The sequence below is a fragment of the Sporichthyaceae bacterium genome (assembly GCA_036269075.1).
Taxonomy (GTDB): Bacteria; Actinomycetota; Actinomycetes; order Sporichthyales; family Sporichthyaceae; genus DASQPJ01.
The window spans coordinates 44,667-69,703 of sequence record DATASX010000015.1; the positions used below are offsets into that span (position 1 = coordinate 44,667).

Below are 25,037 nucleotides of genomic sequence, written 5' to 3' on the forward strand. Positions count from 1 at the left end.
GTGCCTCCGTCTGCTTCCGTGCGCTCAGTGTCGGCGGGCACTGTGACATTGATTCACTCGCAGGCTCGCTCATCTGCCGGTACCTCCGTAGACGACGGCCTGGCCGTCGTCGGTGTCGAGGTCGAACGCCTTGTGGACCGCGCGAACCGCGGTGTTGACGTCGTCCTCACGCACGACCACGGAGATGCGGATCTCCGAGGTCGAGATCATCTCGATGTTGACCCCGGCGTCGGACAGGCAGCCGAAGAACTTCGCCGAGACACCCGGGTGGGAGCGCATCCCGGCGCCGATCAAGGAGATCTTCCCGATCTGGTCGTCGAAACGGAGCGACTCGAACCCGCTGAGCTCCTGGATCTTGCGCAACGCCTCCAGCGCGGCGGCACCGTCGCTGCGCGGGGCGGTGAACGAGATGTCGGTGCGGCCGGTCGCCGCGCCCGAGACGTTCTGCACGATCATGTCGATGTTGATGCCTGCGCCGGCGACCGCGGAGAAGATGGCGGCGGCCTGGCCGGGCTTGTCGGGCACGCCAACCACGGTCACCTTGGCCTCGCTGCGGTCGTGCGCGACCCCGGAGATGATCGGCTGCTCCATTTCGTCCCCTTCGTAGGACTCCAGTACCCAGGTGCCCTCGCGTTGGCTGAACGAGGAGCGGACGTGGATCGGCAGACCGAACCGTCGGGCGTACTCCACGCACCGCAGGTGCAGCACCTTGGCGCCGCACGCGGCCATCTCCATCATCTCCTCGTAGGTGACGCTGGGCAGCTTGCGCGCCGTGGGGACGATCCGCGGATCGGCGGAGAAGACCCCGTCCACGTCGGTGTAGATCTCGCAGACGGTGGCGTTCATCGCCGCCGCCAGGGCCACGGCGGTGGTGTCCGAGCCGCCACGTCCGAGGGTGGTGATGTCCTTGGTGTCCTGGGAGACGCCCTGGAAGCCGGCCACGATCGCGATCGCGCCGTCGTCGAGCGCCTGGGTGATGCGGCCCGGGGTCACGTCGATGATCCGCGCCTTGCCGTGCGCGGAATCGGTGATCACGCCGGCCTGGCTGCCGGTGAACGACCGGGCCTCGTGGCCCAGGTTCGCGATCGCCATCGCGAGGACCGCCATCGAGATCCGCTCACCGGCGGTGAGCAGCATATCGAGCTCACGGGCCGGCGGGATCGGGCTCACCTGCTCGGCCAGCTCGATCAGCTCGTCGGTGGTGTCGCCCATCGCGGAGACCACGACGACGACGTCGTTGCCCGCCTGCTTGGTCTCGACGATGCGTTTCGCGACCCGTTTGACCGACTCGGCGTCGGCTACGGAGGACCCGCCGTACTTCTGCACGACCAGGCTGCGACGGCCTTCGGCGGGCATGCGAACTCTCCTGACGGGTGCGGGCGGTGCCGGCGCGGCGGGGCGGGGCGCCGCCGTCGGATTGTAGTCGCCCTTGCTCGGTAGGGCGTCCGGATTGCGGGCCGGGGCCCACGTAGGCTCGAGCTCGTCCGAGCGGATGGATCGACAGGAGTACGCCGTGACAGCTGGAATGCCCGACATGGCGGCGCTGCTCGCCCAGGCCGCCCAGATGCAGGAGGCGATCCTCTCCGCCCGCGACCAGCTGGCCAACACCCACGTCCACGGCACCGCCGGCGGCGGGCTGGTGACCGCCACCGTGACCGCGATCGGTGAGCTGGTCGGCCTGCAGATCGACCCGAGGGCGGTCGACCCGGCCGACACCGAGACACTGGCCGACCTGGTCGTGGCCGCTGTGCGCGACGCGAACGCCGCGGCCGCCCGCCTCGAGGCCCAGGCCATGGGCCCGTTCACGACCGGGACCGACTTCGGCGCCGGGATCATGGCCGATCTCGGGTTCGATCCGGAATCGTTGGGGCTCGGCGGCACCGGCCACCTGCCGTCCGGGCACTGAGTCCGCCGCGGTGTTCGACGGAGTCATCGCCGACCTGATCGATGAGCTGGGTCGGCTACCGGGGATCGGTCCCAAGAGTGCTCAGCGGATCGCGTTCCACCTGCTCGCGGCCGATCCGGTCGAGGTCCGGCGGCTGACCGCGGCCATCACCTCGCTGAAGGAGAAGGTTCGCTTCTGCGACCTGTGCGGCAACGTCACCGAGGACAGCCGGTGCCGGATCTGCCGCGACCCACGTCGCGACCCGGCCGTGCTGTGCGTGGTCGAGGAGGCCAAGGACGTGGTCGCGATCGAGCGGACGCGCGAGTTCCGCGGCCGCTACCACGTGCTGGGCGGGGCGATCAGCCCGATCGACGGGATCGGGCCGGACGACCTGCGGGTCCGCGAGCTGCTGACCCGATTGGCCGATGGTGAGGTCACCGAGCTGATCCTGGCGACCGACCCGAATCTGGAGGGCGAGGCCACCGCCACCTACCTGGCGCGGCTGGTCAAACCGATGGGCCTGCGGGTGACCCGGCCGGCCAGCGGGCTGCCGGTCGGCGGCGACCTCGAGTACGCCGACGAGATCACCCTGGGCAGAGCGTTCGAGGGCCGCCGATTGTTGGACGTCTGAGCGCCTGAAGATCGCAACTGCTCGACGGGTGATGCGGCGACCCCGTACCGTCACGGGAAGCCGCTAAGAGGGGGACGCATGTCGGTCGAGCCGGACGGGTTCGAGATCCAGATCGCCTACCAGATCAAGGGTTTCCTGACCGTGCTGCGCGAGGTGGCACGTTCGGACAACGCGGGTGAGGCGGTGTCGCGCCTGCTGGTCGAGGTCTCGCAGCTGCTGCTGGCCGGCGGCCGGCTCGGCGCGCTGACCGACATCGTGCCCAGTGAGCGTTTCGAGACCGACACCGGCGCCGACCCGGACCTCGACGACCTGCGCTCGGCGCTGGCCGTGCTGCTCGACCCGATCGACGAGTACGCCGAGGTCTTCGACCCGTACGAGCCGCGGCCGGAGCTGATGATCTGCCGTATCTCCGACGACTTGTCCGGCGTGGCCTCCGCGCTGCTGCACGGCCTGGCGCACTGGGAGGCCGGGCGCGAGGACGAGGCGCTGTGGTGGTGGCAGTTCTCCTACATCAGTTCGTGGGGCAGCCAGGCCGCCACGACCCTGCGCGCGCTGCAGAGCGTCCTGGCCCACGACCGCCTGGACGCCGAGGCGAAGTCGACCTCGGCGGTCTCCGCCGGGGGCTGAGCCATCGGGGGCTGAGCCCCCGCGCGGCTCACTCGTGATCGATCTCCTCGAGCACGCTCGCGCCCAGTTCGCGGATCAGCAGATCCTTGCCGGTCAGGCCCTCGTCGAGGCTCTCGTCGTCGGCCGAGGCCGACTCGTCGTGCTCGGCGGCCACGTTGGGCGCCGCCGCTTTGGGCGGCGGGGCCGGCTGGGTCGGGGCCGCCTGAACCGGGGTGGGCGCGGCAGCCGGGCGGGTCGCGGGCGCGTCCTGGCGCTGGGCAACTGAATGCTCGGGGCCGGCGGGGGGCCGACCGGCGGTGGCGCGGCCCGGGTCGTGCACGGCGTCGACCCGCCACTTCGTCCGCAGCACCTCTTCGATGGCCTCGCCGAGCAGTTCGTGGCTGCCGGACAGGAAGTTGCGCCGCCGACCCTCGTCGGCGAAGGCCAGGGTCAGCATGTCGCCGTCCAGGCCGATCACCGCGACACCTTCGGTGAGCAGCATCCAGGTGTAGCGGCGCCGGGTCTTGACGATGTTCAAGATGTCCGGCCACATGCGCCGCACGGTGTCGATGTCCGGGCCCCGGCCGGGCTGCGCCGCGGCGGGCGGCTGCGGGGAAGCGGCGGGCGAAGGTGCCAGCGCGACCGGGCGCTCAGCGACCGGCCGCGGAGCCTCCTGCGCGGCCGGGCGTGGAACCTCCTGCGCGGCCGGGCGTGGAACCTCCTGCGGTGCCGGGCGCGGGGGCGCAGGCTCCTGCTCCGTCGCGATTTCGGGCTCAACGGGCGCCTTCTGACGGGGCGTCAGCTGTTCGGTGGACGGCGCTGCCGGCGGGACCGGCGCGGCGGCGACCACCGGTGCGGCCGCGCCCGCCAGGCGCCGCTCGATGCGGTCCAGCCGGGCGTGCAGATCGCGGGCCTCGGCATGGTCGGAGACCGGGCCCGCGCCGGGCAGCAGCACGCGGGCGCAGATCAGCTCCAGCTGCAGCCGTGGGGCGGTCGCCCCACGCAGCTCGGTCAACCCGACGCTGACCAGGTCGGCCGCTCGCGACAGCTCCGCGGACCCGAAGACCGCCGCCTGCGCGCGCATCCGCTCGATGGCGTCGCTCGGCGCGTCGATCAGGCCGTCGACCGGCGCATCGGCCACCGCGTTGAGCACGACCAGGTCGCGCAGCCGGTCCAGCAGGTCGGCCACGAACCGCCGCGGGTCGTGCCCGGCCTCGATGACCCGGTCGACCAGCCGGAACACCGTTGCCCCATCGCGCTCGCCGAACGCGTCGACGACGTCGTCCAGCAGGGACGCGTCGGTGTAGCCCAGCAGTGCGGTGGCCCGGGCCAGGGTCAGCCCCTCGTCTCCTGCCCCGGCGATCAGCTGATCGAGCACCGAGAGGCTGTCGCGCACCGACCCGGCACCGGCGCGGACGACCAGCGGCAGCACCGTGGGCTCGACATCGACCTTCTCGCGTTCGCACAACGTCGCCAGGTAATCGCGCAGCACGCCCGGCGGCACGAGCCGGAACGGGTAATGGTGGGTGCGCGACCGGATCGTCGGGAGCACCTTGTCCGGCTCGGTGGTGGCGAAGATGAACTTGAGGTGCTCCGGCGGCTCCTCGACGACCTTCAGCAGGGCGTTGAACCCCGCCGTGGTCACCATGTGGGCCTCGTCGATCACGTAGATCTTGAAGCGGGACGCGGCCGGGGCGAAGGACGCGCGCTCCCGGAGGTCGCGGGCGTCGTCGACGCCGCCGTGCGAGGCCGCGTCGATCTCCACGACGTCGAGGCCGCCCCCACCGCCGCGCGCCAGATCGGTGCACGACTGGCACTGGCCGCACGGAGTCGGGGTCGGGCCCTGCTCGCAGTTCAACGCCCGCGCCAGGATCCGGGCGCTGGTGGTCTTGCCGCAGCCGCGGGGGCCGCTGAACAGGTAGGCGTGGTTGACGCGGCCGTTGCGGATGGCCTGCTGCAAGGGCTCGGTGACGTGCTCCTGCCCGATCACCTCGGCGAAGGTCTCCGGGCGATACCGGCGGTACAGGGCCAGCGTCACGCCCCGACCCTAGTCGGCGCCACCGACACCGCGCGGCCGGTGCCCGACCTGCCGCCGGGCCCCCCGACCCGCCTGGCCGTGCACAAGCAGAGACTCCCCGCGCACCTACCAGAGCCCACCTACCCTTGCTGCCTTCCGGCCCTGGGGGGGTTCGGCGAGATGGCACCACGCGGGGAGCCGAGGGAGAGTCTACAAGCGATCGAGCCGTGATCGGAGCCCCGTCGGCCGCCCGCGATACGCTTGCCGCGGAGGATTCGCCTAGTGGCCTAGGGCGCACGCTTGGAAAGCGTGTTGGGGGAAACCCCTCACGAGTTCAAATCTCGTATCCTCCGCGGCACCGATGGGCGGCTCGTGCTCGGGAAGAGCACGAGCCGCTTCGGTTCCGCCCTCGGGTCCCCGGCCACGGTCTCCAGCGGATACCCAGGCAGGACGAAGTTCTCCCGAGCAGCGCGGGGTACCGGATGCGGACCAACCCATGAGTCCCATCACCGCACGGTCCGGGACACCGAGCAGCAGCGCCGTGGCCGCGGTGTGGCGGTCGGGCGTCGTGCAGCCGACTGGTGCGCAGGTCCGCCCGGCTGAGCCATGCCGTGTGCGCGCCCGATCCCGAGATCGACCGGCCGCTCCGCAGGAGCAAGACGCGTGGGGCTTGGAGATCGGGAAGGCCTTGCCGCTAACGGCAGGCCGATGCGCTCCGTGGGTGCGATCGTCCTGCCAGTCGGCAGTGTGGGCCGACCCCGGGAGGAGGAAGTGCAGTATCTCCTGGAGCAGGGCGCCGTCGGGGTCGGGGAACTTCCGCCCGCAGGCCCGCGACCCGCGATCGCGCTGTCAGGCACGGGATGGCCGGCTTGCTCCACACCCGTCGGACCAGGCGCGGAGCCGAGCTCCGCGCCTGGTCCGATCAGTTGGCGGTGTGGCCGCCGTCGACGTTGAGGACGTGGCCGGTGATGTAAGAGGCTTCGTCCGACGCGATGAACACGATCGCCTCGGCAACCTCCGCCGAGAGGCCCAGGCGCTCCATCGGAACCTGCGCTGCCAGAGCAGCCTTGTTCTCCGGGGTGCCCGTGAAGCGGGTCAACATGGCGGTGTCCGTCGGACCAGGTGCCACCGCGTTCACCCGGATCCCCGACTTCGCTGTCTCCAGCGCCACAGACTTGGTGATGCCTTCGACCGCGTGCTTGCTGCCGACGTAGACCGAGGCCCCCGCCGCTCCTTCGTGCCCGTAGGTGGAGGAGATGTTGACGATGCTGCCGCTGCCCTGTGGCTGCATCACGCGCACCTGGTGCTTCATGCTCAGGAGGACGCCCAGCACGTTGGTGTCGAAGGTCGCGGCATAGGTCTCCGCGGTCTGATCCAGAATCGGGCCAACCTGGCCCTCGGTGCCGGCGTTGTTCACCGCGACATCGAGTCGGCCAAACCGTGCGACGGTCTGATCGACCAGAGCGCGGACGTCATCCTCCTTGCGGACGTCGGCGTTGATGAACTCCGCTTCCGTGCCGAACGACCGCAGCTCCTCGGCGAGCTCCTTGCCGGCGTCATCACGCCGACCGGAAACCACCACGTTCGCGCCCTTCTTGGCGAAGGCGATCGCGGTGGCACGGCCGATGCCGCTGAGCCCCCCGGTGATGAGTACCACGGGCTTGTCCATGTCCAGCTCCTGTCAGGTGGGTGGCCCCGAGCGGGACGCCCGGTCACCGTAAGGTAGACCGGTCGGACTAGTCGGGTATTCCCCCAAGAGGGTTGAGTTTAAAGGAGAACTAGGCCGCTCTGGCCGACATCAGCCGTGTTCGCTTTACATAAACAGACTGGTCTGTCTACTATCTCGCCACGTCGAATGATCTGGTCACGCGAAGGGTAACGATGGCAGTCCACAGACACGACACAGCACCTACCGAGTTCATCGGGGCGAACGGAATTCGATTCGCCTACCGGCGCTTCGGGGCCGAGGACGGCGTGCCCATGCTGTTCACCCAGCACTTCATGGGCAACCTCGATGACCATGACTCGGCGTTGACCGACGCCTTCGCGGCGGACCGCGAGGTCGTCCTCTTCAACAACGCGGGGGTCGCGTCGTCCACGGGCACCACCCCGGACACGATCGAGCAAACCGCGCGGGACACCGCGGCATTCATAGACGCGTTGGGTCTCCACACGGTCGACGTGCTCGGGCATTCGATGGGTGGACTCGTCGCTCAGCAACTGGCCTTCGACCGCCCGGAACTGGTGCGTCGGCTCGTCCTGGTGGGCACCGCGCCGCGGGGTGGCGTGGGCGTCGGCGAACTGCCGCCGGAAACGAGAGCCCTCTTCTTCAAGCAATACGAGCACCAGGAGGAGATGTGGCTGCCGATCCTGTTCTCCCCGTCCGAGGCCAGCCAGGCCGCCGGCCGCGCCTACCTGGCGCGGATGATGGCCCGACAGGACCGCGACGCGGCCGTCTCGATGGAGACGGTGCAGGCGCAAGCCGAGGCCATCGCCGCGTACGGCGCGCAGAAGGACGAGACCTACGCCCACCTGAAGGGGCTGCATCAGCCGACGCTGGTCGTCAACGGGAACGACGACAAGATCATCCCCACGATCAACTCCTACCTGCTGCAGCAGCACGCCCCGAACGCGCAGCTGATCCTTTACCCCGACGCCAACCACGGTGCGCATCACCAATATCCGGGCCTGTTCGTTCACCACACCAAGTTGTTCCTCGACGCGTAGGGGGCGGATTCATGGGCAACACCATCTACGGCCTGAGCATCGACGCGGCCGACGCGGCCGCCCTCGCCGGCTTTTGGGCCGAAGCACTGGGCCGCCAGGTCGCCGCCGGCGCCACCGAGGGGTACGCGGAGGTCACGATCGACGCGACCAGCGTGTCCGTGCCACGCCTGTTGTTCCACCAGGTACCCGAAGCCAAGGCCGCCAAGAACCGGCTGCACCTGGATCTGATCGCCGCCGACCGGGATGCCGAGATCGGGCGACTTACCGGACTCGGGGCCACCCGGATCCGTGATGTCGAGGTGGGCGGCACCCAATGGACCACGCTGGCCGACCCGGAAGGCAACGAATTCGACCTCGTCCGCGGCTGACATCGCGCACGGACGTTCGCCCACAAGCAGGCAGGAACGGCATTGACCCAACAGATCAAGATCCCTGACGCAACCCACTCGATCACTATCGACGCCGACGCGGTCCGCGTTGTCGTCCGCGTGGGAGACAGCGTGGTGGCAACTACCAGCGACGCGCTGATCCTGCGCGAAGCCGGGTACCCGCCGGTGCACTACGTGCCCCTCGAGGACGTCATTCCCGGCGTACTCCGCGCCAACGCTTCCAGCAGCTACTGCCCTTACAAGGGCGAGGCCTCCTACTACGACATCGTGCTGCCCGACGGCAGAGACCTGCCGGCCGCGGTCTGGACGTACCGGAGTCCCTACCCGGCGGTTGCCGCGATCGCGGGCCGGGTGGCCTTCTACACTGACCGCGTTCAGCTGGAGGCGCAGTAGGGTGACCGGTCTGTCTGAAGGGAACAAAGGGACCAGCAATGCCGAAGACGGAGGTCGCCAAACCGTCCGCCCGTGAGCGCCTCCTCGCCGCCGCCGACGAGCTGTTCTATCGGGAGGGCGTACAAACCGTCGGCATCGAACGCATCATCAATCATGCGGGGGTCGCCAAGGCCTCGCTCTACCACTCCTTCGGCAGCAAGGAAGAGCTGGTCCTTGCCTACCTCGAACGCCGTCACACCAACCTCGCCGCGCGGATAGAACGGGCGCTGACGCGTTTTCGCAGCCCCCGCGGACGATTGCTCGGCGTCTTCGACGCCCTGGGCGAGCTGTTCACCGATCCTGAATTCAATGGGTGCGCGTTCGAGATGGCCAGCGCCGAGGCCACGCCCGGCGGTTCCGTGGCGAACGTCGCCGAGGCGTACCGGACATGGGTGCGCACCTTGTTCACCACCCTGGCCACCGAGGCCGGGGTGGCCGACCCCGACGCCCTTGCCAGGGAATTGCACCTCCTGTACGACGGCGCCGGGCTGTCGGCGCGAATGGACCATGACCCCACAGCGGCCACTACGGCCAAGGCCGCGGCCACGGTGTTGTTCGACGCGGCCCCCAAGGCGAAACCGGCCTGACCACTCCCGAGCCCGCCGTCCGGCGGTACGGGTGATCAGCCCTTGCTGTTCAGCTTGTTCAGCAGGTGGTTCACGTCGTGCAGGCGGGCGTGCAGGTGCGTCATCGCCGAAGTGCTGCGCAGCAGGCCGCCCAGCGTCGGGTCGTCGGCAACGGTCGCCGGGTCGGTGAGGTCCATCAGGGAGTCCAACGACGCGTTGTGCAGGTGGGTGATCGGGTTGTGCGGGTGGATGTGCGCGTACTGGGCGGCGCCGCTCTCGAAGGCCATCACCAGGCGACCGTGGTAGTTGACGATGTCCTCGGGCATGGACGGGAGCCAGACGCAGGAGACCGGGCGCGCCGGGGCGTCGCGGTCGACCACGGTCAGCCAGCCGCGGCCGGTGCCGTTGTCCGAGGAGAAGATGAACTTGTCCCCGGTGGCCACCATGCCCTGCGCCCGCGGCGGGACCGCCCACGGACCCGCCACCGGCTTGAGGCGACCGGAGTCGGTCAGCCGGTAGCGATACATGGTCCCGTGGTCCGGGTTGCCATGGTTACCGGTGTACATCGAGTCGCCGACAGCGGTCATGAAGTCGGTGGCGTGGACGTCCTGGCGGGGGCCGTCCGCCTTCAGGTACGGCTTCGCACCGCCGTTGATCGCCTCGCGCATCGCGGCGCGCAGACTGCTGATGCGGTAGGGGGTGACGGTCGGTGAGCCCGGGTGCGGCCACGGGTTGTCGCCGGTGAACAGCCACTGCCCGAGGAAGGCCATGCCGCCCAGGTGCGAGGAGGCGACCCGGACCGTGCCGAGCACGTCGTGGTTGTCCGGGTCGATGCCGACCAGGTAGGCGTCCTCGTGATTGCGGTACTCACCGAGCAGCAGCATGTCGTGCCCGTTGCCGTCCCAGTCGGACCAGGTGGCCAACGACTGCGGCACGCGGCTGCTCAGGTACGGCATTGCCGTGCCGCTGCGGAAGACCTTGTCGTACAAGGCCGAGACCGACAGCCCCGGGTAGTTGTTGTCCGAACCGCGGAACTGCGAGCTGTCGCAGCGTGGTCCGTGCGAGTGCTCCTCGGTCGCCACCTGCTTGCCGGTGGTGAGCACGACACCGAGCAACGACCGGACCGGTGCTACGGCCGGGTTGGGCGCAGTGTCGCCGACCGGCGCCGCGGCCCGCTCCGCCGCCGAGGCGTTGCCCGCAGTCAGGACACCGGTGATGAACACACCGGAAAAGGCAACCGCTCCCACGACCGGCCGCAGACGTCGATCCATGTGCTCTTCACCTCGTGACTGTCCGGGGGGCGGCACCGACGTCGGCACCGTTTGGTCGCCTTGATCGTCGCAATGTCGTCAATCCGGCGATATGCACTTTTGTGAAACCCGGACCCGGAATGCACCGAATTCACCCGGTGTTGGTACAGGTCTCGCCGGGCGGTTGCTCGTCGGGCCTGGTCAGCGCCGTTTCGGCCGGAATCCCTGCCGCACAACGGTTGCGGGGCCGCGCGAGTCCTTTTCGGGGCATATGGCGAATCGGGCTGCGGCGTTGACCAAGTCTTGCGCCACCCACGACGGCAGCGCCCGCCAAAGATCGGCTAGGCCGGGTCGGCGGCCGGTCGGGCGAACTGGGCGGAGTGCAGCCCGGCGTAGACCCCGGCGCGCTCGAGCAGTTCGGCATGCTTGCCCTGCTCGACGATGCGGCCGTCCTGCATGACCAGGATCAGGTCGGCGTCGCGGATCGTGGACAGCCGGTGGGCGATGACAAAACTGGTCCGCCCGGCCCGCAGCGAGGCGGTGCCTTGCTGGATCAACAGCTCGGTCCGGCTGTCGACGAAGCTGGTCGCCTCGTCCAGCACGAGGATCGCCGGGTCGGCCAGGAACGCGCGGGCGATCGTGACCAGCTGCCGCTCGCCGGCCGACAGCGCGGCCTCGTCGGGGTCCAGGACGGTGTCGTAGCCGCCGGGGAGCGTGCGCACGAAATGGTCGACGTGGGTGGCCTTCGCGGCGGCGACGATCTGCTCGCGGGTCGCGGCCGGGACGCCGTAGGCGATGTTCTCGGCGATCGTCCCGGAGAACAGCCAGGTGTCCTGCAGGACCATGCCGATGTGCGCCCGCAGCGTCCCGCGCGGCATCGCGGCGATGTCCTGCCCGTCGAGCAGGATCCGGCCGCTGTCGAGCTCGTAGAAGCGCATGAGCAGGTTGACCAGAGTGGTCTTGCCCGCGCCGGTGGGCCCGACGATCGCCACCGTCCGCCCCGGCTCGACCGACAGGGACAGCCCCTCGATCAGCGGGACGTCCGGGTTGTAGCGGAACGAGGCCGCCTCGAAGGCCACCCGGCCGCGGACTGCCCCGCCGGCCGCAAGCGGCGCCGGGTCGGGGCTCTGCTCGGCGGCGTCCAGGAACTCGAAGACCCGCTCGGCCGAGGCGACCCCGGACTGGAGCAGGTTCGCCATCGACGCCACCTGGATCACCGGCTGGTTGAACTGCCGGGAGTACTGGACGAACGCCTGCACCTGACCCAGCGTCAGCACGCCGGAGGAGACGCGCAGCCCGCCGACGACCGCGACCAGCACGTAGCCGATGTTGCCGACGAAGGTCATCGCGGGCTGGATGAATCCGGAGATGAACTGGGCCCGGTAGGCCGACCGGTAGAGCGCCTCGTTGTGCACCGCGAACGCCGCGGCCGACTCCGGCGCCCGGCCGAAGGCCTTCACCAACGCGTGACCGGTGTAGGTCTCCTCGATGTGCCCGTTGAGCCGTCCGGTGCTCGCCCACTGCTTGACGAACTGCGGCTGCGCGCGCCGGCCGATGAACCGGGCGGAGGTGATCGAGATCGGCACGCTGACCAGCGCCACCAGCGCCAGCAGCGGGGAGATCCAGAACATCATCGCCAGCACGCCGATGATCGTCAGCAGCGAGGTGAACAGCTGGCTCATCGTCTGCGCCAGGGTCTGGGCGACGTTGTCGATGTCGTTGGTGGCCCGGGAGAGCACCTCGCCGCGCGGTTGGCCGTCGAAGTAGGACAACGGCAGCCGCGAGAGCTTCGCGGCGGCGTCGCGGCGCAGGCGGAAGACCATGTGCTGGACGCTGTAGGTGACCAGGCGTCCCTGGATCAGCGTCAGGCAGAAGGCGCCGAGGTAGACGGCCATCGTGATGCCCAGGATGTGCGCCACCGCGGTGAAGTCCACGCCCTGGCCGGGCCGCACTGGGACGTTGCCGATCAGGTCGGCGGTGTTGCCGTGGCCCGAGGCCCGCAGGTCGGCGATCGCCTGCGCCTTGCTGACCCCGGCCGGAAGGTGCTTGCCGATCAGCCCGGCGAAAACCAGGTCGGTGACCCGACCGAGCAGCCGCGGGCCCTCCACGGTCAACGCCACCGAGCCGACGCCGCACAACCCGGCCACGAGCAGCATCGCCCGCTCCGGGCGCAGCATCCGGATCAGCCGCAGCGCCGATGGCCCGAACGACATGGACTTCTCGCCCGGCAGCGCCGCTGCCATCACGGCCCCGGGCCCGAACCGCGCCCCGGCGCCCGGGTTGCCCGGCATCCGCCGTGGCGCCGCCGCCGGCGGGCGTTGCCCGCTCATGCGGCCTCCTCGGCGCTCAGCTGCGAGGCCACGATCTGACGGTACGTCAGACAGTCTCCCAGCAGTTGGGTGTGGGTCCCCATCCCGACGATCACGCCGTCATCGAGCACGACGATGCGGTCGGCGTCGCGGATCGAACTGACCCGCTGCGCGACGACCAAGGCCGTCGCCCCGGCGATCCACGGCCGAAGTGCGGCGCGCAGCGCGGCGTCGGTGGACTGGTCCAGCGCCGAGAACGAGTCGTCGAACAAGTACACGTCCGGCCGGGCGACCAGCGCCCGGGCGATCGCGAGGCGCTGTCGCTGCCCGCCGGAGACGTTGGTGCCGCCCTGGGCGACCTTCGCATCCAGCCCACCGGGCATCGCCGCGACGAACGCGCGCGCCTGGGCGACCTCGAGCGCGGCCCACAGTTCCTCGTCCGAGGCGCCTGGTCGAGCCAGCCGCAGGTTGCTCGCCACGGTGCCGGAGAACAGGTACGGGCGTTGCGGCACGTAACCCACCGACGCGGCGAGCACGGCCGGGTCCAGCGCTCGCACGTCGACGCCGCCGATCAGCACCGCGCCGCCGGTCGCCTCGGCCAGCCGCGGCACGAGGTTCACCAACGTCGACTTGCCCGAGCCGGTGCTGCCGACCACCGCGGTCACCCCACCAGGCACCGCCTCGAAGCTGACCCCGCGCAGCACCGGTACCTCCGCACCCGGGTAGCGGAACTCCAGGTCGCGGAACTCCAGGTGGCCGGGGGCGAGCAGGGCGCGCACCGGGTCGGCGGGGGGCGCCGGCCACGGCTGCGTGCGCAGCACCTCGGTGATCCGCTCGGCGCAGACCTCGGCGCGTGGCAGCTGGACGAAGGTGAACGTGGCCATCAGGACCGCGCCCATGATCTGCATCAGGTAGCTCAGGAACGCGGTCAGCGCGCCGACCTGCATCCGGCCGTCATCGATCAGGTGCCCGCCGAACCACAGCACCGCGACGCTGGAGACGTTCACGACCAGCATGACCGCCGGGAACATCAGCGCCAGCAACCGGCCGACGCGCACCGAGACGTCGTTCAGTTCGGTGTTCGCCACCGCGAACCGGTCGGCCTCGGCCTGCTCGCGGACGAAGGCCCGGACCACCCGGATGCCTGCGATCTGCTCGCGCAGCACCCGGTTCACCAGGTCGGTCCGGCCCTGCATCCGACGGAACAGCGGTCGCATCCGGGCCACGATCGCCAGGATCAACAGCACCAGGACAGGCAGGCTGAGCAGCAGGATCGAGGAGAGTGCGATGTCCTGGCGCAGCGCCAGCACGATCCCGCCCACACACATCACCGGGGCCGGTACGGCCATCGCGAAGGCGGTCATCAGGAACGCCTGCACCTGGGTGGCGTCGTTGGTGGTCCGGGTGATCAGTGACGGGGCGCCGAACCGGGCGACGTCCTGGCCGGAGAACTCCAGCACCCGTTCGAACACCGCGGCTCGCAGGTCGCGGCCCAGGGCCATCGACGTCCGCGCCGCGAGGAGCACCGCGAGCAACGACGTCGACACCTGGAGCAGGGAGAACACCAGCATGACCGCGCCCTCGTGGACGACGTAGCCGGTGTCGCCGACGACGACGCCCTTGTCGATCAGGTCCGCGTTCAACGTGGGCAGGTAAAGGGCGGCGGCGGTCTGCAGGAACTGCAGGCCGACCAGCGCGGCAACGCTTCGTCGGTACGGGCGCAGGTGGACCCGCAGCAGGCCGAGGAGGTTGCCGCGCGCGGCCGCGGCGCCGGCCGACCCGTCGGCCGCCGGCGCCGGACTCGCCGACACAGTCGTCGCCATCAGCCCACCCCCGATCAACGAAGGTAGGACGCCGTGGCGCAAAGAGCTATCGGATTCGGGGCGCCCGGCACGAAATCCCCGCACTTCTGCTGCCTGTCCCACCTATGAACACGCCCCGATACGTGGGACAGGCAGCAGAAGTGGGGGTTGATCACTCGTGATCCTCGCTGCGCTCGTCAACGAGGCTTCAATCGCCTCGGGAGCGGACGCCGCAAGCAAGCTCACGGCTGTGGCTCGCCGCCCTCCGCTTCGGACGACGAGCCGTCCGCTCCAACCCACGGGCGGCGTCCGTTCGGCTCGGCTCAATCACTCGTAGCGGAGGGCCTGGATCGGCCGGAGGGCCGCCGCGCGGCTGGCCGGGTAGAAGCCGAAGAACAGGCCGGTGAGCAGCGATACGGCGAAGGCCAGGTAGATCGACCAGGGCGCGATGACCGGTTGGACGCCCGCGATCGTGAACCGGGTCGCCGCGGCCCCCAGGGCTATCCCGATAACCCCGCCGATCATCGACAGGATCACGGCCTCGCCGAGGAACTGACCGATGATGTCGTTGCGCGTCCCACCGATGGCCTTGCGGATGCCGATCTCCCGAGTCCGCTCGGTCACCGAGACCAACATGATGTTCATGACGCCGATCCCGCCGACCAGCAGCGAGATGCCGGCCACCGCGGCCAACAGGATCGTCAGGGTCTTGTTGGCCGAGCCGCCGGCCGACAGCACGGCCGAGGCGTTGAACACGACGAAGTCGGTGTCGGCCAACCCGACGTGATGCCGGGCCCCGAGGATCGCCTGGACCTCGGCCTGGGCCTTGGCCGTGGTTTCCCGGGAAGTCGCCTGAACGTCCAGACCGGACAAGGGGCCCTGGCCCGGCGGCGCATAGCCGTAGAGCGCGTCGGACACAGCGGTGCCGACGGCGAAGACCCGGTCGTCGAGGTCCTGTTGGCCGGAGTACCCCTTCGAGCCCAGGATGCCGATGACGGTGAACGGTTGGCCGTTGAGACGCACGTCCTGCCCGATCAGCCCCGACGGGTCGCCGTCAGTCAGATCGGCGGCGACCGTGGTGCCGAGCAGGAGCAGCCTCCGGTGGGCGGCGTACTCGGCGTCGCTGAAGTTGCGCCCGCCGGTGACGGTGTCGTTGTCGATGTCGAGGTAGTTCGGGGTGGCCCCGAAGACGATGCCGACCGTGTGCGACGAGGAGCCGTGGGTGGCCACCGCGCTGCGGATCACGACGGCCGGGGAGACCGCGGCGACGTCCGGTGCCATCGGGTTGTTCACCAGTGCAGCAGCGTCGTCGAAGGTGAGCTGGGACTTCCGCTCGTGCGTGCCCTGGTCCTGGCCTGCGTGGATGCCGAGCATCCGGCGCAACTGCTGCAGGAAGGCGCTGCCCTGCCCGCCGGCCACCGTCGAGGTCGGCAGCACGAACAGGCTGTTGGAACCCAACCGGTCGATCGATGCCTGCACCGCGACCGACGACCCGGTGCCCACACCGACCAGCGCGATCACCGAGGCCACGCCGATGACGATGCCCAGCATGGTCAGTGCCGAACGCATCTTGTTCGCGACGATCCCGCCCCAGGCGAACCGCGCGCTCTGCCGCGCCCGGGTGCCGGGCACCCCCGCAAGGGCCAATGGGTGCCTCCCGGCAAAATTGATCAGTACGATGTCGTACTCCCTGCACTGTACGGCTTCGTACTCCTTGGGTCGAGGGTCGTTCTCGTCCCCCGATATATCCCGTTCGGGCCGGTACGCACCCCCGGCGAAGGATGCGCCCACGGCACCAGGAGGACGATGCTTCGGGCACGTTCGCAACGGCGCGACCCCGGAGGCGCTCGATGACCAGCAACTTGATCGACGAGGTCGACTGGGACGAGGGCGGGGACTCCGCGTTCATCCCGGCCACGATGGAGAACAAGCCGGCCTACGACGAGATCGACGTCTCGTCCTCGGCGTTCTGGAAGCAGGAGTTCGCCGAGCAGGACCGGTCCTTCGGCGTCCTGCGCCGGGAGCGCCCGGTGTCCTGGCAGCGGCCGGTCGAGGACGCTGTCACCCCGGACCCCGACGACCCCGGCTACTGGGCCCTGACCCGGCTGAAGGAGATCAGCGAGGTCAGTCGGAACTCCGAGACCTACATCTCCGGCCAGGGCGTCATCTTCGACATGCTGCCCCCGCTGTTCCTGCACATGACGCAGTCGTTCCTCGCCATGGACGACCCCCAGCACCGCAAGCTGCGCAACCTCGTCTCCAGCGCGTTCACCCCGAAACAGGTGAAGCGCATGGAGGACAAGATCAAGCAGACGGCCAAGCAACTGGTCGACGACATCGCGGAGAAGGGTCGGATCGACTTCGCCGTCGACCTGGCGGAGAAGCTGCCCATGATCACCTTCTGCGAGATCATGGGCGTCCCGCGCGAGCGGTGGGAGGACACCGTCGCGGCCGCTCAGGGCATCGTCGCCTGGCAGGACCCCGAGTCGTTGCAGGGTCGCGAGCCGGACGAGGTGCAGATCGAGGCGGCCTCGATGCTGCACGAGATCGCCGGCGAGATGTACGAGGCGCGGCTGAAGAACCCCACCGACGACCTGTTCACCGGCCTGGTGCAGGCCGAGATCGACGGCGAGCGGCTCGACGAGGCCCAGCTCGGCGCGTTCTTCGTGCTGATGTCAGTGGCCGCCACCGACACCACCAAGCACACCTCGAGCTTCGCGGTGCTCGGCATGACCAGACAGCCCGAGCAGCGCGCGTGGCTGCTGGCCGACTTCGAGGGCCGTCTCGGCACCGCGATCGAGGAGTTCATCCGCTACGGGACCGTGGTGATGACCTTCCGGCGCACCGCTGTCGTGGAGACCGAGTTGTGCGGGCAGCAGATAATGCCGGGCGACAAGGTGGTTTTCTTCTACGCCTCGGGCAACCGCGACGAGACTGCGTTCGAGAACCCGGGCGAGATGAACCTGGCCCGCGACCCGAACCCGCACTGCGGCTTCGGCGGCGGGGGCGTGCACTTCTGCCTGGGCAGCAACCTGGCCAAGTCGATGCTGCGGGCGCTGTTCACCGAGATCATGACTCGGATCCCGGACTTCCGGGCCACCAACCCGGTCTTCCTCGGCACCAACTTCATGCGCGGCATCATGCATCTCGATTTTGAGTTCACGCCGGAGAGTCAGCGGGCGACCGAGGCGGCGGGCTGATGCGCAGCGAACGTCTGGTCGTCGTCGGCGGTTCGTTGGCCGGGCTGCGGGCGGTCGAGGCCGCCCGCAAGGCCGACCCCGACGTGGCGATCACCCTGGTCGGCGCCGAGACCCACCTGCCCTACGACCGCCCGCCGCTGTCCAAGGAGTTCCTCGACACCGACGCGGACGTAGCCGGCGCCCCGGCCGCCCCGACTTTCCGCACCGAGGAGCACCTGCGCTGCGAGCTGGGCGTCGACCTGCGCCTGGACACCCGGGCCAGCGCATTGGCCTCGGACGGCCGGTTGCTGATCCTGGACGGCGACGCGATCCCGTACTCGGCCCTGGTGATCGCGACCGGCACCACCCCACGCACGCTGCCGGGGACCGAGGGGCTGGTCGGGGTGCACTGCCTGCGCACCCTCGACGACGCGATCGCGATTCGGGCCGCGCTGGATGCCGGGGCGCGCACCATAGTCGTCGGCGCCGGGTTCATCGGTTCCGAGGTGGCCTCGGCCGCGCGCAAGCGGGGGCTGCCGGTCACGGTGCTGGAGAGCCTGCCCACACCGCTGGTCCGGTCGGTCGGCGCGGCCACCGGCGCTGTGTGCGCCGAACTGCATCTGCGCAACGGGACCGACCTGCGCTGCGGGGTCGGGGTCGCGGCGGTGAACGGCACGGCCGGGCGGGTCACCGAAGTCGTGCTGGACGACGGGTCGGTGCTGCCCGCCGATCTGGTCGTGGTGGGCATCGGCGTCCGGCCGGCGACGGACTGGCTGGCCGGCTCCGGGATCGAGCTGGACGCCCGCGACGGCGGAATCGTCTGCGATGCGACCCTGGCCACGAACCTGCCCGGCGTCTATGCGGCCGGGGACGTCGCGCACTTCCCGCACCCGGTCTTCGACGGCCTGCGGCTGCGCCTGGAGCACTGGACCAACGCGGCCGAGCAGGGCGCGGTCGCGGCCCGCAACGCGTTGCACCCCGAGGCTGCCGGCCAACTGACCAAGGTGCCGTACTTCTGGTCGGACTGGTACGGCTCGCGGATCCAGTTCGTCGGGGTGCCGGTGGCCGACGAGGTCCGGGTGCTCTCGTCCGAGACCGGCGACGAGCGCTTCCTGGCCTTCTACCGCACCGGCGATCGACTGACCGGCGCGCTGACGATCGACCGTCCGGCACAAATCATGAAGTTCAGCCGGCTGATCGCCAACCGGGCAGGCTGGGCCGAGGCGCTGGAGTTCGCCGGTGGCCTGGCTCCGGTCGCCAGCTCTTGATCTGGAGTTCGAACCGGAGTAGTTCCACGGGGGTGAGCGATCCTGGGGCCTCGCGGGTCGCGGCGATCCGAAGCCGCGACCGCGGCGACCCGTGGCCCGGCCGCGGCTACCTGCTGCCGGCCGCCCGCAAGGGCGAACTGCGGGACCTGCTCGCCCGGCTCGCTGCGGCGACCGGCCGCGACGACCTCTGGGACCCGCAGATCGTGGCCGACTACGCCGCCGCCCACGACGTCCTGCGCGCCGGGTGGGAGATCGCGCTGGGCGCGATCCTGACCTGCGAACGGTCCGCGGCCGGGCGGGCCGAGTTGGGCACCCTCGTCGAACTGCTGCGGGCGATGAAAACCTTTGACGACCGGATCCGCGACGAGCGCCTCAAGCGTCGCGACGCCGCCTTCGAGGCGGCCCGGGAGGCGCTGGCCCAGCTGCGGCGCATCGACGCGACCGCGGCACTGGTCAACGAGGCCGCGGTTGCGGTGTGCAGCCTGGGTTTCGACCGGGCGATCGTCTCCCGGGTCGAGGCCGGGCACTGGGTACCGGAGTCGGTCTACGTCGGCCGCGATGCCAAGTGGGCGCAGGAGATCCTGGCGATCGGCCGGGATGCGAACCTGCGCCTGGACGACACGCTTCCGGAGACCGAGATGGTGCGCAGCGGTGCCGCCCTGCTGATCTCGGACGTCCAGGAGCGGGAGGCGGTCAACCGGGCGGTGGCCGACGCCTCGATGTCACGGTCCTACGTGGCCGCACCGATCGTCGCGCACGGCGCGGTGGTCGGGTTCCTGCATGCGGACTGCTGACTACCAGCGCCGCAACCTCGACGAGACCGACCGCGACATCCTGGCCCTGTTCGGCGAGGGCCTCGGCTACGCGCTGGCCCGAACCGCCGTGCTGGACCGGTTGAACTCAGTCCGCTCGGACCTGGCGAACCTCGCCGCGGGTGTGACAACCGCACTGCCGACGGCGGCCTGGTCGACCAACCGCCAGCCCCCGAGCGCGACTGAATCCGACGCCCGCCACGGCTTCCTCGAGACCCTGCTGCCCTCCGGCGGCGACAGCATCTTGACCGCCCGCGAGGTCGAGGTCCTGCGCCATCTGGCCGAGGGCGACACCAACGCCCGCATCGCGCGGCGGCTGGTGGTCTCCGAAGGCACCGTGAAGACCCACGTGAAGCACATCCTGCGCAAGCTCGGCGCGGCCAACCGGGCCGAGGCCGCCGCCCGCTGGTTCCAACTCGAACACGGCGGGCGCTGAGCTAACGACCTCAGATCATCGATGATCTGGGAGGCCACTGTCATACGCGGGACGGCATTGGCAGAAGGACATATCGGACGCCGGGTGACGCCCCGCGTATGAGAGTGCCCGCTCCGATCATCGATGAGCGGAGCGGACTACGAAGTGTGGGGTGGGCGCCCACCCCTCGCAGCAGTTCTGCTCAGAAAGCGAAGATCGGGTTGGTGGCCCGGTTCAGCTCGCATTGATTGTTGAACGTCCGCATGTAGGACTCCGGCCGGCCCTGGTACGTGCCGCTGGCCGCGGCCGTGACCGGCCGGACGATGTGCGGACACATCTGGCCTGCCTTCGCCGGGACGTTGCCGATGTCGCCGTTCGCGGCGTCCAGGGCTTCGCACGCACCCTGCGGGTTCGGGTGCGTGCCCCCGGCCGGACAGGTCAGCGTGACGCTGTGCGCCACGCCGCCCTGCGGGGTGATCGTCAGGACCAGCGAGGTGGCGGGCGAACCGGCGGTCCCGGTGGCGCCGGACGACTCGTCCGCCGCCGCGTCGACCGCGACGATCCCAACCGAGAGCAGGACCGCCACCGCTCCGGCCACCATCACGTTCCGCGTTCTCGTGTCCATCGTCCGCATTCCTCCCCTTCGCTCAACTCAGGGTAAGCGCGGTGTCGTCGACGACGAAGGACGTTTGCAGCGAGCTGTTCTCCGAACCGGTGAACTTCAGCGGCAGGCTGGTCGTTCCGGCCGGGATGGCCATGGTCAGCGTGTACGCCTGGTAGCCGCTGGTGTGGTTGAGGTTGGAGTAGGTCGCCAGGGTGGTGCCGCCCAGGGTCACCGTGAGCTTGTCGTTGGCGGCGGTGGTGCTGCGCTCGCTGGTGTTGATGTTCATCCAGAAGCTGACCGTCGCCTTGGTGCAGCCGGTGGCGACCTTCACGGTCTGGGCGACCGAGTCGGTGTGGGTGGTGCCGTAACCGTCCAGCCAGGCGTCGTAGGAACCGGCGTGCGGGGTGCCGATGCCGCTGTTCCTGGCGATCACGTACGGGGTGGCGGTCCAAGTGGTGCTGCCCGACTCGAAGCCGGGGTTGGTCAGCAGTTGGGCCGAGGAGCAGGTGCCGGTCGTGACCGCGGTGACGGTCAGGTTCCAGTTGGCCGACGCGGAGCCGCTGGTCGCGCCGGTGCCGGTCACCGTCAGCGGATAGGTACCAGCCGGGACGGTCGAGGCGACGCTGATGTTCAACGTCGTCGAACCGCCGGTCTGAACCGAGCCGCTGCCGAAGCTCGCAGTGACACCGGACGGCGCACCCGAGACGCTGAGGTTGACGCTCTGGGCCGAACCGCCGGTCAGCGCCGTGGAGACGCCCACGCCGCCCGTTGCGCCGTCGGCAACGCTCGCGGCGGAGTTGCCCAGCGACAGCGAGAACGTCGAGCTGGTGGTGCCGCCACCGCCACCCCCACCGCCGAGGACCGCTCCGGTCCCGCCGAGGGCGAGCAGGCCGTTCGGGGTGCCCATACCGGTCGGGCCGTCGTAGCCGACGCCGGCCTTGCAGAGGTAGGTGGTGCAGCCGGACTTGTTCACGCCGGTGGTGACGTCGTTGAGACCGGCGATGTTCGCTGTCACGTAGGCGTATGCGGCCGACGGGGCCGGGTTGTTCGCCTCGGCGTACATCGACGCGATCAGCGGCGAGGAGACGCTGGTGCCGCCGTACACGGCCCAGCCGCCGCTGCCGGTGGAGTCGTAGACCGCGACGCCGGTCGCCGGGTCGGCCACTGCGGAGACGTCCGCCACGGAGCGCTTGCCGCACCCCGTGTCGACCTGCCAGGCCGGCTTGGCCTCGTAGGCCGAGCAGCCGCTGCCGGTGCCCTCGGAATTGCTGGTGTCCCAGACCGACTCGGTCCAGCCCCGGGTGTTGCTCGCCTTGCTCAACGAGGTGCCGCCGACCGCGATGACGCTCGGCGAGGAGGCCGGGAACTCGGCCCCGTAGCCGTCGTCACCGGCCGAGGCGGTGATCGCGATTCCCGGGTGGGTGTAGTACTTGGTGACCTCCGAGGTGTCCGAGGAGCTCTCGCTGCCACCGTAGCTGTTGGAGATCGCCTTCACGCCGGACACGCCCGCCGCGTAGTTCACCGCGGTGCCGAGGTCGGAGTCGTTCGCGCTGCTGGCCTCGACCAGCAGGATGTGACACAACGGGCACGCCGCAGACGCCATGTCGGTGTCCAGCGCGATCTCGCCGGCCCAGCCCGAATCGGCTGCGGGCAGGGTCGAGCCGCCGCTCTCGTTGACCTTGTGGAAGCAGCCGTTGGCCGTGGTGCAGGCCGGCAGCCCGTACTGGGACCGGTAGGTGGCCAGGTCGGACTCGGCCATCGGGTCGTCGTAGGCGTCGACGATCGCGACGGTGCTGCCGGCGCCGAGCGTCGTCGGAATGTTGTAGGCCGAGGCCAGCGAGGCCGGCGAGAAACCGGACGGGGTCGTCGCCGCGGCCGCCATCTGGGCGCGGGTCTTCGACTTGATGTCGGTACGGCGCATGGACAAGCAGGTCATCTGGCCCTTGGCGGGATGCACCGGGCACACGTTCGTGTAGGTGACCGTCGATCCGCTGCTCGCGGCCGATGCCGCGTCCTGTCCCGCGGCTGCGGCCAGCAGGGAGAGGGCGGAGAGCACCACGCTCGCGCGGGCGATCCGCCGCCGACTCGAAACGGTGAACAGCGGGCGACCACGGTTCGGCACAAGTACTCCTGACGGCCACGGAACATGCGCGAAGGCACCCCGGCATTCGGCCGGGCAGAACCTTCTTCGTCAGTTGATGGGGCCGCCTTTACGCGCGTCGGGTTAACGCTTCGGTCCGATCTGGTGCAACCCGGTAAGTGGACCTGACTCTTCGTCAGATTCGTCCGAATCGTTCCGCCCTACGCGGGTCAAGGGCTTTGGGCAGCGGACGAAAACGCACCGAGCCCACCCCGGAGGGTGGGCTCGATCGCGTGCCGCTGCGGACGGGTCAGGACTTGATCATCGAGATGTCGAACTCGAGAGTTATCTTCTCCGAGACCAACACGCCGCCGGTCTCGAGGGCGGCGTTGAAGTTCACGCCCCAGTCCTTGCGGTTGATGACGGTGCGGCCCTCGAAGCCGGCGCGCTGGTTGCCGTACGGGTCGGTCGCCAGGCCGGTGAACTCGAAGTCCACGCTGACCGGCAGCGTCGTGTCCTTGATCGTCAGGTCGCCCACCAGGCGGTAGTTCTCGTCGTCGATCGCCTCGGCGCCGGTGGCGGCGAAGTGGATCTGCGGGAAGTTGACGGCGTCGAAGAAGTCATTGGTCCGCAGGTGCCCGTCGCGCTGCTCGTTGCCGGTGTTGACGCTGGCTACCGCGATGGTCACGTCGACCTTCGTCCCGGCCACGTCGTCGACGTCGAGGACCGCGGAGCCGGCGAAGTCGGTGAACGACCCGCGCACCTTGGTGACCATCGCGTGGCGGGCGACGAAGCCGAGGCGGCTGTGCGTGGCATCGAGGGTCCAGGTACCGGTCAGGTTCGGGTTCGCGCTCATTTCGTCCTCCCAGATTTGGTTGATGTGTCAACCATAACAGAAATGGATGACGTGTCAACTAGTTCTCTGGCAGACTGTGCACATGGCCGAGCCGAGGTGGCTGGACGAGCAGGAACAGCGCGCCTGGCGCGGCCTGCTCCAGATGTGGACGCAGCTGAACACGTACCTGGCGCGTGAGATGGCGGCGAACTCCGAGTTGTCGATGTCCGATTTCGCGGTGCTGGTGTGCCTGACCGACGAACTCGGCGGCCGAGTGCGGGCGTTCACGCTGGCCGAGTCGCTCGGCTGGGAGAAGAGCCGGCTGTCGCATCAACTGGCCCGGATGGCCGCGCGCGGGCTGATCGAACGCTCGGACTGCTCCGAGGACGCCCGCGGTCAGATCGTCTCGGTGACACCGGTCGGCCGGTCGGCGATCGAGGCTGCCGCCCCGCCCCACGTCGAGACGGTGCGCCGGGTGTTCATGGATCGCCTGACGCCGGCTCAGATCAAGTCGTTGGCCTCGGTGACGGAGCTGGTCCTGGCCGCCCTCGAGCAGGAGCGGGACGCGCGCGGGTAGCACTGCCCGGAGCCGTGATTTTCAAGAAGGCACCCGAGCAGGCCCCCAGCGCTCGCGGGTAGAATCCGGAACCGTGATTTTCAAGAAGGTCGGCGAGAGTCGTCCCTACCCGGACCACAGCACTTCGCAGCGCGCCTGGTCGGTCATCGCGCCGCGCGCGGTCCGGCTCGACCAGCTGGTCACGACCAAGAGCCAACTGGACCTGTCGACGCTGTTGTCCGAGGACTCCACCTTCTACGGCGACCTGTTCGCCCACGTCGTGGAGTGGCACGGCGAGTTGTACCTCGAGGACGGCCTGCACCGGGCGGTCCGGGCCGCGCTGCGGCAGCGCACCGTGGTCCACGCCAGGATCCTGGAGCTCGGCGAGTGATCGCCGCCGGCCCGCCGCGTACCTCGGGCGGGTCGGAGGTCGGCACGCGGGTCACGATTGCGCTTACCGCCCCTCGGGACCGGTCCCTCCTCGCCTAGGGTTTGGGATCACTGCTGTTAGGTACCGCACCGCGAGTTTGGGGACCTGAGTGAGTGTGCTCCGCCCGCCCGGGAGCGGCGCCGTGCCGCGCTTCCGTCCGGTCAACAAGCGGCGGCGCGTGGTCGCGGTCTCCGCGGTGGTCGTGGTGCTGGTCGGCGTCGGCGCCGGGAGCGCGTACCTGGTG

23 protein-coding genes, 1 tRNA gene and 1 other RNA gene are annotated in these 25,037 nt (G+C 69.8%); 14 read left to right on the forward strand and 11 right to left on the reverse strand.

Annotated elements, in window-relative coordinates:
- Positions 1-69: 69 nt before the first annotated feature.
- Entirely contained in the window at positions 70-1,356 is a 1,287-nt protein-coding gene (locus tag VHU88_02595) for an aspartate kinase (protein HEX3610554.1), read from the reverse strand.
- 157 nt (positions 1,357-1,513) lie between these two features.
- On the opposite strand from VHU88_02595, the gene VHU88_02600 reads away from it, so the two are divergent.
- The 3 genes from VHU88_02600 to VHU88_02610 all read left to right on the forward strand — a co-directional run bounded on the left by VHU88_02600 (position 1,514) and on the right by VHU88_02610 (position 3,143).
- Positions 1,514-1,906 carry a YbaB/EbfC family nucleoid-associated protein gene (locus VHU88_02600; GenBank protein ID HEX3610555.1) on the forward strand — a complete coding sequence of 131 codons (393 nt, stop codon included), beginning with the start codon at positions 1,514-1,516 and terminating at the stop codon, positions 1,904-1,906.
- A gap of 10 nt (positions 1,907-1,916) precedes the next feature.
- Positions 1,917-2,516, forward strand: coding sequence for a recombination mediator RecR (gene recR / locus VHU88_02605; protein ID HEX3610556.1), 600 nt, complete (start codon positions 1,917-1,919; stop codon positions 2,514-2,516).
- Positions 2,517-2,594: 78 nt separating this feature from the next.
- Positions 2,595-3,143: a DUF5063 domain-containing protein gene (locus tag VHU88_02610; GenBank protein HEX3610557.1), complete on the forward strand. Its 549-nt coding sequence runs from the start codon at positions 2,595-2,597 to the stop codon at positions 3,141-3,143.
- A 28-nt stretch (positions 3,144-3,171) separates the two neighbouring features.
- Here VHU88_02610 and VHU88_02615 read toward each other — a convergent pair whose 3' ends face one another.
- Together VHU88_02615 and ffs are read right to left on the reverse strand one after the other, a co-directional pair.
- Entirely contained in the window at positions 3,172-5,160 is a 1,989-nt protein-coding gene (locus VHU88_02615; GenBank protein HEX3610558.1) for a DNA polymerase III subunit gamma and tau, read from the reverse strand.
- 85 nt (positions 5,161-5,245) lie between these two features.
- Positions 5,246-5,342, reverse strand: an RNA gene (ffs, locus tag VHU88_02620) — signal recognition particle sRNA small type.
- 65 nt (positions 5,343-5,407) lie between these two features.
- On the opposite strand from ffs, the gene VHU88_02625 reads away from it, so the two are divergent.
- Positions 5,408-5,492 (forward strand) — tRNA-Ser (locus tag VHU88_02625).
- A 569-nt stretch (positions 5,493-6,061) separates the two neighbouring features.
- Here VHU88_02625 and VHU88_02630 read toward each other — a convergent pair.
- Positions 6,062-6,808 carry a glucose 1-dehydrogenase gene (locus VHU88_02630; GenBank protein ID HEX3610559.1) on the reverse strand — a complete coding sequence of 249 codons (747 nt, stop codon included), beginning with the start codon at positions 6,806-6,808 and terminating at the stop codon, positions 6,062-6,064.
- Positions 6,809-7,020: 212 nt separating this feature from the next.
- On the opposite strand from VHU88_02630, the gene VHU88_02635 reads away from it, so the two are divergent.
- Genes VHU88_02635 through VHU88_02650 form a run of 4 tightly spaced genes read left to right on the forward strand, consistent with a single transcriptional unit; the run spans position 7,021 to position 9,274 of the window.
- Positions 7,021-7,866 (forward strand): alpha/beta hydrolase, encoded by an 846-nt coding sequence (locus tag VHU88_02635; protein ID HEX3610560.1) that lies wholly within the window; start codon positions 7,021-7,023, stop codon positions 7,864-7,866.
- 11 nt (positions 7,867-7,877) lie between these two features.
- Positions 7,878-8,234: a VOC family protein gene (locus tag VHU88_02640; GenBank protein ID HEX3610561.1), complete on the forward strand. Its 357-nt coding sequence runs from the start codon at positions 7,878-7,880 to the stop codon at positions 8,232-8,234.
- 42 nt (positions 8,235-8,276) lie between these two features.
- A complete protein-coding gene (locus VHU88_02645; GenBank protein ID HEX3610562.1) occupies positions 8,277-8,648 on the forward strand; it encodes a DUF427 domain-containing protein in 372 nt (123 codons plus the stop codon).
- Positions 8,649-8,686: 38 nt separating this feature from the next.
- Positions 8,687-9,274, forward strand: a complete 588-nt coding sequence (locus VHU88_02650; protein HEX3610563.1) for a TetR/AcrR family transcriptional regulator — start codon at positions 8,687-8,689, stop codon at positions 9,272-9,274.
- 35 nt (positions 9,275-9,309) lie between these two features.
- On the opposite strand, the gene VHU88_02655 is transcribed toward VHU88_02650, so the two are convergent.
- The 4 genes from VHU88_02655 to VHU88_02670 form a co-directional block, all read right to left on the reverse strand.
- Entirely contained in the window at positions 9,310-10,524 is a 1,215-nt protein-coding gene (locus VHU88_02655; protein HEX3610564.1) for a hypothetical protein, read from the reverse strand.
- 320 nt (positions 10,525-10,844) lie between these two features.
- On the reverse strand, positions 10,845-12,833 hold the full coding sequence (locus VHU88_02660) for an ABC transporter ATP-binding protein (protein ID HEX3610565.1): 1,989 nt from the start codon (positions 12,831-12,833) through the stop codon (positions 10,845-10,847).
- A complete protein-coding gene (locus VHU88_02665) occupies positions 12,830-14,635 on the reverse strand; it encodes an ABC transporter ATP-binding protein (GenBank protein HEX3610566.1) in 1,806 nt (601 codons plus the stop codon). Before VHU88_02665 ends, VHU88_02660 begins: the two co-directional genes overlap by 4 nt.
- Positions 14,636-14,941: 306 nt before the next feature.
- On the reverse strand, positions 14,942-16,261 hold the full coding sequence (locus VHU88_02670; protein HEX3610567.1) for an ABC transporter permease: 1,320 nt from the start codon (positions 16,259-16,261) through the stop codon (positions 14,942-14,944).
- 203 nt (positions 16,262-16,464) lie between these two features.
- Between VHU88_02670 and VHU88_02675 the strand changes: the two genes are divergently transcribed.
- The 4 genes from VHU88_02675 to VHU88_02690 are packed head-to-tail and all read left to right on the forward strand — an operon-like array spanning position 16,465 to position 20,309.
- Positions 16,465-17,814 (forward strand): cytochrome P450, encoded by a 1,350-nt coding sequence (locus VHU88_02675; protein HEX3610568.1) that lies wholly within the window; start codon positions 16,465-16,467, stop codon positions 17,812-17,814.
- Positions 17,814-19,061, forward strand: coding sequence for an FAD-dependent oxidoreductase (locus VHU88_02680; GenBank protein ID HEX3610569.1), 1,248 nt, complete (start codon positions 17,814-17,816; stop codon positions 19,059-19,061). Before VHU88_02675 ends, VHU88_02680 begins: the two co-directional genes overlap by 1 nt.
- A 32-nt stretch (positions 19,062-19,093) precedes the next feature.
- Positions 19,094-19,855, forward strand: a complete 762-nt coding sequence (locus VHU88_02685) for a GAF domain-containing protein (GenBank protein ID HEX3610570.1) — start codon at positions 19,094-19,096, stop codon at positions 19,853-19,855.
- The gene (locus tag VHU88_02690; protein ID HEX3610571.1) at positions 19,842-20,309 is read left to right on the forward strand and encodes a LuxR C-terminal-related transcriptional regulator; all 468 of its coding nucleotides are present in this window, start codon (positions 19,842-19,844) and stop codon (positions 20,307-20,309) included. Before VHU88_02685 ends, VHU88_02690 begins: the two co-directional genes overlap by 14 nt.
- 181 nt (positions 20,310-20,490) lie before the next feature.
- On the opposite strand, the gene VHU88_02695 is transcribed toward VHU88_02690, so the two are convergent.
- The 3 genes from VHU88_02695 to VHU88_02705 form a co-directional block, all read right to left on the reverse strand.
- Positions 20,491-20,913 carry an SSI family serine proteinase inhibitor gene (locus tag VHU88_02695; GenBank protein ID HEX3610572.1) on the reverse strand — a complete coding sequence of 141 codons (423 nt, stop codon included), beginning with the start codon at positions 20,911-20,913 and terminating at the stop codon, positions 20,491-20,493.
- 22 nt (positions 20,914-20,935) lie between these two features.
- Complete coding sequence (locus VHU88_02700) at positions 20,936-23,014, reverse strand: S53 family peptidase (protein HEX3610573.1); 2,079 nt, start codon at positions 23,012-23,014, stop codon at positions 20,936-20,938.
- A 268-nt stretch (positions 23,015-23,282) separates the two neighbouring features.
- The gene (locus tag VHU88_02705; protein HEX3610574.1) at positions 23,283-23,828 is read right to left on the reverse strand and encodes a YceI family protein; all 546 of its coding nucleotides are present in this window, start codon (positions 23,826-23,828) and stop codon (positions 23,283-23,285) included.
- A gap of 82 nt (positions 23,829-23,910) precedes the next feature.
- Here VHU88_02705 and VHU88_02710 point away from each other — a divergent pair, with 82 nt between their 5' ends.
- Both VHU88_02710 and VHU88_02715 read left to right on the forward strand, forming a co-directional pair.
- The gene (locus VHU88_02710) at positions 23,911-24,384 is read left to right on the forward strand and encodes a MarR family transcriptional regulator (GenBank protein ID HEX3610575.1); all 474 of its coding nucleotides are present in this window, start codon (positions 23,911-23,913) and stop codon (positions 24,382-24,384) included.
- A gap of 73 nt (positions 24,385-24,457) precedes the next feature.
- Entirely contained in the window at positions 24,458-24,754 is a 297-nt protein-coding gene (locus VHU88_02715; GenBank protein HEX3610576.1) for a type II toxin-antitoxin system VapB family antitoxin, read from the forward strand.
- Positions 24,755-25,037: the final 283 nt, after the last annotated feature.